The 11,717-nt window shown below is 62.3% G+C and carries 7 protein-coding genes; 2 read left to right on the top strand and 5 right to left on the bottom strand.

Annotated elements, in window-relative coordinates:
- The 5 genes from narJ to L9Z73_RS13840 form a co-directional block, all read right to left on the bottom strand.
- On the bottom strand, positions 1-489 hold a 489-nt coding region (gene narJ / locus L9Z73_RS13860), incomplete at its 3' end, for a nitrate reductase molybdenum cofactor assembly chaperone (RefSeq protein ID WP_247401786.1).
- A gap of 3 nt (positions 490-492) precedes the next feature.
- Positions 493-2,031, bottom strand: a complete 1,539-nt coding sequence (gene narH, locus L9Z73_RS13855) for a nitrate reductase subunit beta (protein ID WP_017849323.1) — start codon at positions 2,029-2,031, stop codon at positions 493-495.
- Position 2,032: 1 nt separating this feature from the next.
- Positions 2,033-5,806, bottom strand: a complete 3,774-nt coding sequence (locus L9Z73_RS13850; RefSeq protein WP_017849324.1) for a nitrate reductase subunit alpha — start codon at positions 5,804-5,806, stop codon at positions 2,033-2,035.
- A 57-nt stretch (positions 5,807-5,863) separates the two neighbouring features.
- On the bottom strand, positions 5,864-7,261 hold the full coding sequence (locus L9Z73_RS13845) for a NarK family nitrate/nitrite MFS transporter (protein ID WP_247401779.1): 1,398 nt from the start codon (positions 7,259-7,261) through the stop codon (positions 5,864-5,866).
- 2 nt (positions 7,262-7,263) lie between these two features.
- Positions 7,264-8,520, bottom strand: a complete 1,257-nt coding sequence (locus L9Z73_RS13840; protein ID WP_247401777.1) for an MFS transporter — start codon at positions 8,518-8,520, stop codon at positions 7,264-7,266.
- A gap of 312 nt (positions 8,521-8,832) precedes the next feature.
- On the opposite strand from L9Z73_RS13840, the gene L9Z73_RS13835 reads away from it, so the two are divergent.
- Positions 8,833-10,635, top strand: a complete 1,803-nt coding sequence (locus L9Z73_RS13835) for a HAMP domain-containing protein (protein ID WP_247401788.1) — start codon at positions 8,833-8,835, stop codon at positions 10,633-10,635.
- Complete coding sequence (gene narL / locus L9Z73_RS13830; RefSeq protein WP_247401775.1) at positions 10,632-11,279, top strand: two-component system response regulator NarL; 648 nt, start codon at positions 10,632-10,634, stop codon at positions 11,277-11,279. Before L9Z73_RS13835 ends, narL begins: the two co-directional genes overlap by 4 nt.
- The last annotated feature ends 438 nt before the right edge of the window (positions 11,280-11,717 follow it).

Below are 11,717 nucleotides of genomic sequence, written 5' to 3'. Positions count from 1 at the left end.
CTGCAGCAACGCACGGAAGCAACTGGCATAGGCGCTCTCGCGCTCGTCCAAGCGTGCGGCGAGCAACGCCAGCAGGTGCGCCACATCCGCCAGGCCCTCGCGGGCCTCGATGTCTTCGCGGGTCGAGAGGAACTCCAGGTACAGCGGGATATAGTCCGGCAGCTCCTTGACGCCGATGGCAAACCCGGCCTCTTCGTACTGGGCCATCATGTCGACCATGGCCTGGCCACGGTCACGAGACTCGCCGTGGACGTGTTCGAACAGCAGCAACGACAGCGAACGCCCCCGGCCGAACAACGCGCCGTAGTGTTCCTGGCCATCCATCAGGTCATTGGCGCAGATCAGCTCGAGCAACTCGAACAACGCGCCGCGCTGCTTGGGGCTGATTTCCCGCGACTCGATGATCGCCTGTTCCAGTTCGTCGCGGCCGTTCACCAGGGTTTCGGTGGGGTAGTCCAGCAGCAACGAAATCACTTTAAGAATGCGCATGGCTCAGTCCTCCCAGATCTGGACGGTTTTCAGCACGTCGCGGCGGTTGGCCTTCTTGGCGCCGAACATGTTGGTGTCGGAGCTGCCGCTGCAACCGCTGCCGAAGCTGAAACCACAGCCGGAGCGTTCGGCGAACGCATCGCTCATGGCGTCTTCACGGTGCGCGCTCGGCACCACAAAGCGGTCTTCGTAGTTGGCGATCGCCAGGTAGCGGTACATCTCTTCCACCTGTTCCACGCTCAGGCCGACGTCTTCGAGCACTTGCAGGTCCTGCACGCCGTCGACTTGCTGGGAGCGTTTGTAGGCACGCATCGCCAACAGGCGTTTGAGCGCACGCTTGACCGGTTTTTCATCGCCGGCGGTCAGCAGGTTGGCCAGGTAACGCAGCGGAATGCGCAGGCTGTCGACATCCGGGATCACCCCGTTCATGCCCACGGTACCGGCGGCTGCGGCGTTCTGGATCGGCGACAGTGGCGGCACGTACCAGACCATCGGCAAGGTGCGGTATTCCGGGTGCAGCGGCAGTGCGAGTTTCCAATCGACGGCCATTTTGTACACCGGCGAGCGCTGCGCCGAGTCGATCACCGACTGCGGCACGCCATCGGCCAGGGCCTGGCGAATCACCGCCGGGTCATTCGGGTCGAGGAAGATTTCCAGCTGCTTCTCGTACAGGTCCTGCTCGTTGGCGGTGCTCGCCACTTCGCTGATGCGGTCAGCGTCGTAGAGCAACACGCCGAGGTAGCGAATCCGGCCGACGCAGGTTTCGGCACACACGGTAGGCATGCCGGCTTCGATGCGTGGGTAGCAGAAGATGCACTTCTCGGACTTGCCGCTCTTCCAGTTGAAGTAGATCTTCTTGTACGGGCAGCCGCTGATGCACATGCGCCAGCCGCGGCACTTTTCCTGGTCGATCAGCACGATGCCGTCTTCTTCACGCTTGTAGATCGCACCGCTCGGGCACGAGGCCGCGCACGCCGGGTTGAGGCAGTGCTCGCACAGGCGCGGCAGGTACATCATGAAGGTGTTTTCGTACTCGCCGTAAATGTCGGCCTGGATCTGGTCGAAGTTCTTGTCCTTGCGGCGCTTGGCGAACTCGGTGCCGAGGATTTCTTCCCAGTTCGGGCCCCACTCGATTTTCTGCATGCGCTTGCCGGACACCAGCGAACGCGGGCGCGCGGTCGGCTGGTGCTCGCCCAAAGGCGCGGTGTGCAGGTGCTGGTAGTCGAAGTCGAACGGCTCGTAGTAGTCGTCCAGGCTCGGCAGGTCAGGGTTGGCGAAGATGTTCGCCAACACGCGGAACTTGCCGCCGATGCGCGGGTTGATCGAGCCGTTGGCGTTGCGCACCCAGCCGCCCTTCCACTTGTCCTGGTTTTCCCATTCTTTGGGGTAACCGATGCCGGGCTTGGACTCGACGTTGTTGAACCAGGCGTATTCCATGCCTTCACGGCTGGTCCAGACGTTTTTGCAGGTGATGGAGCAGGTGTGGCAGCCGATGCATTTGTCCAGGTTCAGGACCATGCCGATCTGTGAGCGAATCTTCATCTCAGTTCTCCTCGATATCAGTCGGCAATGGGCGCGGCAAGTCATCGCCGGTGGAACCATCGAGCCAGTCGACCTTGGCCATTTTGCGCACCACGACAAACTCGTCGCGGTTGCAACCGACCGTGCCGTAGTAGTTGAAACCGTAGGCCTGCTGGGCATAGCCGCCGATCATGTGGGTCGGCTTGAGCACCACGCGGGTTACCGAGTTGTGGTGGCCGCCACGGGTCTTGGTGGTTTCCGAACCCGGCACGTTCACGATGCGTTCCTGGGCGTGGTACATCATCACCATGCCTTCCTTGACGCGCTGGCTGACCACAGCACGGGCGGTCAGTGCGCCGTTGACGTTGAAGCACTCGATCCAGTCGTTGTCCTCGATCCCGGCGCGCTTGGCGTCGATTTCCGAGAGCCACACAATCGGGCCGCCACGGCTCAGGGTGAGCATCAGCAGGTTGTCGCTGTAGGTGCTGTGGATGCCCCACTTCTGGTGCGGGGTGATCCAGTTCAGCACGATCTCGGTTTCGCCATTGCTGCGCTTGCCCTTCACACCTTCGATGGTCTTGGTGTTGACCGGTGGCCGGTAGCTCATCAACTGCTCGCCGAACGCCTGCATCCACGGGTGATCCTGGTAGAACTGCTGGCGGCCGGTGATGGTGCGCCATGGGATGTTTTCATGGACGTTGGTGTAGCCGGCGTTGTAGCTCACGTGTTCGTCTTCCAGGCCAGACCAGGTCGGGCTGGAGATGATCTTGCGCGGCTGCGCCTGGATATCGCGGAAGCGGATCGCTTCATGGGCCTTGGAGATCGCCAGGTGGCTGTGGTCGATGCCGGTGAATTCCGACAGCGCGGCCCAGGCTTTCAAGGCGACCTTGCCGTTGGTTTCCGGGGCCAGGGACAGGATCACCTCGGCGGCGTCGATAGCCGTGTCGATTTTCGGCCGACCATGGCTGATCCCGGCATCGTTTTCGTGATGGTTGAGTTCGCCGAGGAACTCGACTTCTTCATCGGTGTTCCAGTTGATGCCCTTGCCGCCGTTGCCGAGTTTTTCCAGCATCGGGCCCAGCGACGAGAACTGCTTGTAGATGTTCGGGTAGTCGCGTTCCACCACGGCAATGTTCGGAGCATTCTTGCCGGGCACCGGGGCCACGCGTGCGCTTTTCCAGTCGGTGCCGCCAAACGGCTGGGCCAGTTCGCCGACGCTGTCGTGCATCAGCGGTACGGTAACCAGGTCTTGTTCCACGCCCAAGTGGCCGACCGACATGGCCGAGAACGCCTTGGCGATGCCCTTGTAGATTTCCCAGTCGGAGCGCGATTCCCACGCCGGGTCGATGGCCGCCGACAACGGGTGGATGAACGGGTGCATGTCCGAGGTGTTCATGTCGTCTTTTTCGTACCAGGTGGCGGTCGGCAAGACGATGTCGGAGTACACGCAGGTGGAGGACATGCGGAAGTCCAAGGTGGTCACCAGGTCGAGCTTGCCGATGGCGCCGTCCTCGACCCATTCGGCCTCGGTCGGTTTGCACTCGGTGCTGTGGCCGATGTCTTCGTTCATCACGCCGTTCTTGGTGCCCAACAGGTACTTGAGCATGTACTCATGGCCCTTGCCCGACGAACCGAGCAGGTTGGAGCGCCAGATGAACATGTTGCGCGGGAAGTTCACCGGGCTGTCCGGCTGTTCGCAGGCAAAGCGCAGGCTGCCGTCCTGCCAGGACTTGACCACGTAGTCTTTCGGCGTCATGCCAGCGGCGGCCGCCTCACGGCAGATATGCAGCGGGTTGGTGTTGAGCTGCGGCGCGCTGGGCAACCAGCCGGCGCGTTCGGCGCGGATGTTGTAGTCCAGCGCGTGTTCGGGGAACTGCGACTTGTCGGCCAGTGGCGAGAGCACATCGTGCATGCTCATTTTCTCGTGGCGCCATTGCGAACTGTGGCCGTAGAAGAAGCTGGTGCCGTTCATCTGGCGCGGTGGGCGGTTCCAGTCGAGGCCGAAGGCCAGGGGCAGCCAGCCGCATTGCGGGCGCAGTTTTTCCTGGCCGACGTAGTGGGCCCAGCCGCCGCCGGTCTGGCCGACGCAACCGCAGAGCATGAGCATGTTGATCAGCCCACGGTAGTTCATGTCCATGTGGTACCAGTGATTCATCGCCGCGCCGACGATGATCATCGAGCGACCCTTGGTCTTGTCGGCGTTGTCGGCGAACTCACGGGCGATCTGGATGGCTTTCTCGCGGCTGACGCCGGTGATCGCTTCCTGCCACGCCGGGGTGCCCGGCACGCTGGCGTCGTCGTAGTCCTTGGCCACGTTGTGGCCGCCCAGGCCACGGTCGATGGCCAGGTTGGCCGCCGACAGGTCGAACACGGTCGCCACCTTGGCCACACTGCCGTCGGCCAGGGTCACGTTGTGCACCGGCACGCGGCGGTACTGCACCGCCTCGCCGGCCACGTGCTGGAAATGCTCCTGGACTTCGCCGGCAAAATACGGGAACGCGACTTCGGCGACGTCGTCACCGATCAGGCTGAGTTTCAGGTCGATCGCGCGGCCTTCGCCGCCCTCTTTGGCGAGGATGTTCCACTTGCCCTTCTCGCCCCAGCGATAGCCGATGGAGCCTTGCGGCGAGACCAGTTCGCCGCTCTCGTCGAGGGCGATGGTTTTCCATTCCGGGTTGTTGTCCTGACCGAGGTTGCCGGTGAGGTCCGAGGCGCGCAGGAAGCGGTCGGGCTGGAAGCCTGCGCCCGGGGCGAAACCGGTCATGGGCTTGAGCATCACCAGCACTGGCAAGTCGGTGAAACGCTTGGCGTAGTCGGTGAAGTAGGCGCTCGGTTTGTCCAGGTGAAATTCTTTGAAGATCACATGATTGAAGGCCTGGGCCAGCGCGGCGTCGGTGCCCTGCTTGGGGTTGAGCCACAGGTCGGTGAGCTTGGCCACTTCCGAATAGTCGGGGGTGATCGCCACGGTCTTGGTGCCCTTGTAGCGCACCTCGGTGAAGAAGTGCGCGTCCGGGGTACGGGTCTGCGGAACGTTCGAACCCCAGGCGATGATGTAGTTGGAGTTGTACCAGTCGGCCGATTCCGGCACGTCGGTCTGCTCGCCCCACACCATCGGCGAGGCCGGTGGCAGGTCGCAGTACCAGTCGTAGAAGCTCAGGCACACGCCGCCGATCAGCGACAGGTAACGCGAACCCGCCGCGTAGCTGACCATGGACATGGCCGGGATCGGCGAGAAGCCGACGATGCGGTCCGGGCCGTATTGCTTGATGGTGTAGACGTTGGAGGCGGCGATGATTTCATTCACCTCCTCCCAGTTCGAGCGAATGAAACCGCCCATGCCGCGCTTGCTCTTGTAGGAGTCGGCCTTGGCCTTGTCCTCGACAATGCTCGCCCAGGCTTCCACCGGCGCCAGGGTCTGGCGCGCTTCACGCCACAGCTTGAGCAGCGGCTTGCGGATCTTCGGGTACTTGAGCCGGTTGGCACTATAGATGTACCAGCTGTAGCTCGCACCACGCGGGCAGCCACGAGGTTCATGGTTGGGCAGGTCGTTGCGGGTGCGCGGGTAATCGGTCTGCTGGGTTTCCCAGGTGATCAGGCCGTTCTTCACGTAGATCTTCCACGAGCAGGAGCCGGTGCAGTTCACGCCGTGGGTGGAACGCACGATCTTGTCGTACTGCCAGCGCGAACGGTAGACGTTTTCCCAGTCACGGGACTCTTTGCGAGTCTCACCGTGGCCGTCGGAGAATTCGTTTTGTTTGCGGTTGAAGAACCGCAGTTGATCCAATAAATGACTCATGGTGCTTTCCTCATCAGGCGTGCTGCGGGGTGCGTTGCCCCGCGAATTCAGGTCGGACTAGCAGGGTGTGGCGCAGCCTTTGCGGGCATACCACCACCAGGTCACGACGATGCAGCTCAGGTAGAAACCGACAAACATGTAGAAGGCCATCGCCGGGCTGCCGGTGGCGGCCATGGAGGTGCCGAAGGACTTGGGAATAAAGAACGCACCGAAGGCGCCCATCGCCGAACTGAACCCCAGCACCGCAGCCGATTCCTTGCCGGCATTCTTGATGGCCTGCTCGCGCTCGGCGGCGGATTTACCGGCGCTGGCTTTCTCGTGCTGGGTGCGGAAGATCACCGGGATCATGCGGAAGGTGGAGCCGTTGCCCACGCCAGTGGTGATGAACAGCAACATGAACATCCCGAGGAAACCGTAGAAATTGCCGCCCTGGCCGTTCTGCGGCAGGAAGTGCAGCACGCCGAACACCATCACGATCATCAGCACGAAGTTCCACAGGGTCACCCGCGCGCCGCCCAGTTTGTCCGCCAGCCAGCCGCCCAGTGGGCGTACCAGGGCGCCGACCAGCGGGCCGAGGAAGGCAAACTTCAACGCCACCACGTCCGGAAACGAGGTTTTGATCAGCAGCGGGAACGCCGCCGAAAAGCCGATGAACGAACCGAAGGTCGCCAGGTACAACCAGCACATCAGCCAGTTGTGCTTGCGCTTGAAGATCACCGCCTGCTCGCTGAACGAAGCGCGGGCGCTGGACAGGTCATTCATGCCGAACCAGGCCGCCACGGTGACGGTGAGGATGAACGGCACCCAGATGAACCCTGCGTTTTGCAGCCACAACTGGCTACCGTCAGGCAGGGTTTGCGCTTGCCCGCCGACCATGCCGAACACCCCGAAGGTGATCACCAGCGGCACGCAGAACTGCATCACCGACACGCCAAGATTACCGAGGCCGGCGTTCAGGCCCAGGGCCGTGCCCTGCTGCGACTTGGGGTAAAAGAAGCTGATGTTGGACATGCTGGAGGCAAAGTTGCCGCCGCCAAACCCGCACAGCAAGGCGATCAGTACGAACACGCTGTAAGGGGTGTTGGGGTCTTGCACCGCGAAGCCCATCCACAGCGCCGGCAGCAACAGCGACGCGGTGCTCAGGGCGGTCCAGCGGCGTCCGCCGAAGATCGGCACCATGAACGAATAGAACACCCGCAAGGTCGCGCCGGACAGGCCGGGCAACGCCGCCAGCCAGAACAGCTGGTCGGTGGTGAAGCTGAAGCCGATGGCGTTCAGGCGCACGATCACCGTGCTCCACACCATCCACACGGCGAAGGCCAGGAGCAGTGCGGGAATCGAGATCCACAGGTTGCGGGTAGCGGTCTTTTTGCCGCTGGCCCCCCAGAACGCGGGGTCCTCGGGGCGCCAGTCGTGAATCACCGGGCCCGACTCGGGCTTTTGCGCGATGGACATGTTCATTCTCCTTGGAGACGTTGGGCGGTGTGGCCCAGCAGCGGTTGTTTGCGGATTTCGCTGAGGTACATCCAGGTCAGGGACACCCAGACCACGCCGTACATCAACATGAAGCAGGACGAGCGCACGCCGGTGAGGTCCACCAGGGCGCCAAACAGAATCGGCAGCACAAAGCCCCCGAGGCCGCCGGCCAGGCCGACGATGCCGGACACCGCGCCCATGTTCTGCGGGTAGTCATTGGCGATGTACTTGAATACCGAGGCCTTGCCGAACGCGAAGGCGATGCCCATCACGAACAGCAGCACGGTGAACAGGGTGGGGTTGAGACCGATGTGCAAATCCAGCGGACCGTTGACGGTCATCACTTGCAGTTGGGTCTGCGGGTAGCTGAGCAGGAACAGGCAGATCCAGCTCACCCACAACACCCACCAGGTCACGCTCTGGGCGCCCCAGCGGTCAGACATCCAACCGCCGACCGCGCGCAGCACGCCACCGGGCAGGGAGAAACAGGCGGCCAGCAGCGCGGCGCTTTGCAGGCTGAAACCGTATTCCTGCACGTAGTATTTGGTCATCCACAACGCCAGGCCGACGTAGCCGCCGAAGACAATCGAGTAGTACTGGCAGTAGCGCCACACGGCCGGGTCTTTAAGGCACCGCAGTTGCTCGCGCAAGGTGGCGCCACCGGCACTGCGGTGGGCCTTGTTTTCGCTGGTGAGGAACCAGAACAGCAGCGCGGTGATGAACAGGATCGCGCCGAACACCTTGGGCACCAGGTGCCAGGTGCCAAGGGCGATCAGCGCCGGGGCAAGGAATTTGGTGACCGCAGCCCCGGCGTTACCGGCGCCGAACACGCCCATGGCAAAGCCCTGGTTCTCCTTGTCGAACCATTTGGCGACATAGGCGATGCCCACCGAAAACGAACCGCCAGCCAGGCCGACAAACAGGCCCAGCACCAGGAACTGCCAATAGGCGGTGGCGTAGGTGATCAGGTACAGCGGCAGGACGCAGGCCAGCATCAACAGGAAGAACACGATGCGCCCGCCGAAACGGTCGGTCAGCAAGCCCAATGGCAAGCGCACCAGGGAACCGGTCAAGACCGGCGTGGCGGCCAGCAGGCCGAACTGGGTTTCGTTGAGTTGCAGCAGCTCTTTGATGGGCACGCCCAACACGGCGAACATCATCCACACCATAAAGCAGACGGTGAAGGCCAGCGTGCTCATGCCCAGCACCAAGCCTTGTCTTATACGGGGTTGAGTCACGGTATGCGCTCCAGAAGGTGATTTCATGAGCGCAGGTTAGGGGCGCCCCCCCCCGCAGAACTTGACGCAGATCAACGTCCACCTGGGGGGTATAAGGCTATGCTGACCGCACATACCTCTAAGGAGGTAGTCCCTATAACAAGATAAAGTCTTTATTTATCAATGGATTGATCTCTTGTGCCGGCGTTTTCCCGTGGGAGGGTTTGCCGGCAACTCTTTAGAGGTAGTGCGCCAGGGATCGCGGTTTTCCAGCTCGTTTTTCCTTTTCAGGTGCCGCCATGCAGGCTTTCTCCCCGCTCCGAATACGCCGTGATGTTTAGCTGGCTGCGCAGCTCCTTGCCCGCGCGCGCCGGCTTGGCCGTGATCCTGATCGCCATCCTGGCCCTCGCCAGTTCCTTGAGCGCGGGGCTGATCGCCTGGTTCAGTCAGGGCGACGCCGCCGCGATCAACACTGCCGGTTCCGTGCGCATGGAGACCTACCACCTGAGCTGGCGACTCGCCGCTGCCGCGCCGGTTGCGGAGATCGACGCCATCACCCAGAGCCTGCAAGGGCGCCTCGACAGCCAGTCGCTCAAGGCGGTGCTGGAAGACGGCCCGAACAGCGCCCTGCTGCAGAGCTACCAACAGATCCAGCAACGCTGGAACGACGAGCTGCGCCCGGCCCTGGCGCGCGGTGATGCGGCGCTGTTCCAGGCCAGCGCACCGGCATTCGTCGAGCAAATGAATCAATTCGTCAGCCTGTTGCAGCAACAGAGCGAACAAAAACAAGGCTGGCAGCAAGGGATCCAGGGCCTGGCGCTGTTCAGCACGCTGATCATCCTGTTGATCGGCCTGTATGAATTGCAGTACGGCGTGGTCAACCCCTTGCAGGAACTGGTACAGGCCACCCGGCGCTTTCGCGACGGCGACTTCAAGATCCGGGTCAACCACCGTTCCGAGGATGAACTGGGGCAACTGGCGCTGAGCTTCAACGCTATGGCCGAGACCATCGAGGCGTCCCACCGCACCCTGGAAAGCCAGGTGCGCCTCAAGACCCTCAACCTGCAACAAGCCAACGCCGCGCTCGAACTGCTGTACCAGAGCAGCAGTAGCCTGGCCACGCGCCTGGCCAATGCCGAAGGCCTGGACGAATTGATCCGGCGCTTCCAGAAACGCCTGCCGGGGTTGCGCCTGTCGCTGTGCCTGCAAGGCCACTTCCTCGCACCGGCCCAGCAGATGCTCGCCTTGCACGGGGGCGACAGCCGCAACGTCTGCGCCATCGGCGATTGCGCGAGCTGCCATAAACACAAAGTCGCGCCGCCGCAGGTATTCAGCATCAGCAACCAGGGCTCGGAACTGGGTGAACTCAAGGCCCACTTCGACGATGGCCATCCCCCGCAGGACTGGGAGAAACAATTGATCCAGGCCCTGGCCAACCTGATCGGCACCTCGCTGTCGCTCAAACGCCAGCGCGAACAGGATCATCGTTTACTGCTGCTTGACGAGCGCACCATCATCGCCCGGGAACTGCACGACTCCCTGGCCCAGGCGCTGTCGTACATGAAACTGCAAGTCAGCCGCATGCAAACCCTGATCCGCCGTGGCGAGCCGGTGGAGACCCTGACCACCGTCACCGCCGAACTGCGCGACGGCCTGAACAACGCCTACCGCCAACTGCGCGAGCTGCTGACCACCTTCCGCCTGCAAATCCACGATGCCGGGCTGGTACAGGAACTCTCGGACACCGCCGAAGAGTTCTCCCGGCGCGGCGAATTCCAGGTGCACCTGCACGTCGACGCGCTCGCCTTCCAATTGTCGGCCAGCGAGCAGATCCACTTGCTGCAAATCACCCGCGAGGCCCTGTCCAACTGCCTGCGCCACGCCCATGCGCAAAACGCCTGGCTGCAACTGCGCCAGGAAGGCGAGACCGTAAGCCTGAGCATCGAGGACGACGGCCGTGGCTTTTGCGGCGCCGTCGACCAACGCGAACACCACGGCCTGACCATCATGGACGAACGTGCACGCAGCCTGCACGGCCAACTCGACATCGTCCCCCGCGAGCCCCAGGGAACGCGGGTGCAAATGCGCTTTCAACCGGAATTTCTCGGGCAACCTCTACAAGGCAACCTCCCATGAGCACACTCCCCCGCCACCGTATCCTGCTGGTCGACGATCACCCGATGATGCGCCGCGGCATGCGTCAGATACTCGAGTTGGAAGACGATTTGCAGGTGGTCGGCGAAGCCGGCAATGGCCAGGAAGCCTTGGACCAGATCGAGAGCCTGCAACCGGACCTGGTGCTGCTGGACAACAACATGCCGCAGATGAACGGCCTGGAAACCCTGCGCCGCCTGCGCGCCATGAACTATGCGGGCAAGGTGCTGCTGTTTACCGTGTCCGATGCCGAGGATGACATTCGCGACGCGCTACGCCTGGATGCCAACGGGTATCTGCTCAAAGACATGGAGCCGGAGTTGGTGGTGGAGTTCATCCGCGATGCGTTGCATGGGGCGTTGGTGATCAGCCCAGGGTTGACGCGGGTGCTGGCCCAGGCGCTGCGTTCGCCGCAACCCCATGCGGCGGTGGATTTGACTGAGCGGGAGCGGCAGGTGCTGCGCACGATTGCCAGTGGGTATAGCAATAAGGTGATCGGGCATAAGCTGGGGATTACCGAGGGGACGGTGAAGGTGCACGTGAAGAATTTGCTGCATAAGTTGGGGTTGCGGTCACGGGTGGAAGCGGCGGTTTGGGCGATGGAGCATTTGCGGCAGGCGGGGTGAACTTGGCGGCCTCCGGGCCGACCAGGCTGCTTTGGTATTGGGTACATATTCGTTTTTTGGGTCATGGCGGCGGGTGGTTCCGCTCTTACAGCGGGTCACTTTGGAAAAGCCGGAATGCCGGCCCAGCCCAACGCAACCAAAGGCCTCTTGCCCCAACACTCGGCACCTCGCTAGTGCTTGGTGAGCCTAAGATCAAGATCAAAAACCAGAGCTAGAACAAAAGCAGAACGAGTTCTATCTGATCCACGGAGATCAAAATGTGGGAGGGGCTTGCTCCCGATAGCGGTGCATCAGTCATGCATGTAGTGGCTGACACACTGCTATCGGGGGCAAGCCCCCTCCCACATTCTTGACCGCGTTCGGCTTCCAGGATCAGGTCGGCTATAAGCCCGCGCCTAAGAGCCAGAGCCAGAGCCAAAATGAGTTCTATCTGATCCA

The organism is Pseudomonas emilianonis (genome assembly GCF_023072625.1).
Lineage (GTDB): Bacteria > Pseudomonadota > Gammaproteobacteria > Pseudomonadales > Pseudomonadaceae > Aquipseudomonas > Aquipseudomonas paraveronii.
This window is presented reverse-complemented; position numbering and strand designations above follow the sequence as displayed.

What these genes read in the sequence shown, in the direction of transcription:
- L9Z73_RS13835 (WP_247401788.1), top strand. Translation starts at nt 8,833, where the DNA reads ATGTTTAGCTGGCTGCGCAGCTCCTTGCCCGCGCGCGCCGGCTTGGCC.
- narH (WP_017849323.1), bottom strand. Translation starts at nt 2,031, where the DNA reads ATGAAGATTCGCTCACAGATCGGCATGGTCCTGAACCTGGACAAATGC.
- L9Z73_RS13845 (WP_247401779.1), bottom strand. Translation starts at nt 7,261, where the DNA reads ATGTCCATCGCGCAAAAGCCCGAGTCGGGCCCGGTGATTCACGACTGG.
- L9Z73_RS13850 (WP_017849324.1), bottom strand. Translation starts at nt 5,806, where the DNA reads ATGAGTCATTTATTGGATCAACTGCGGTTCTTCAACCGCAAACAAAAC.
- narL (WP_247401775.1), top strand. Translation starts at nt 10,632, where the DNA reads ATGAGCACACTCCCCCGCCACCGTATCCTGCTGGTCGACGATCACCCG.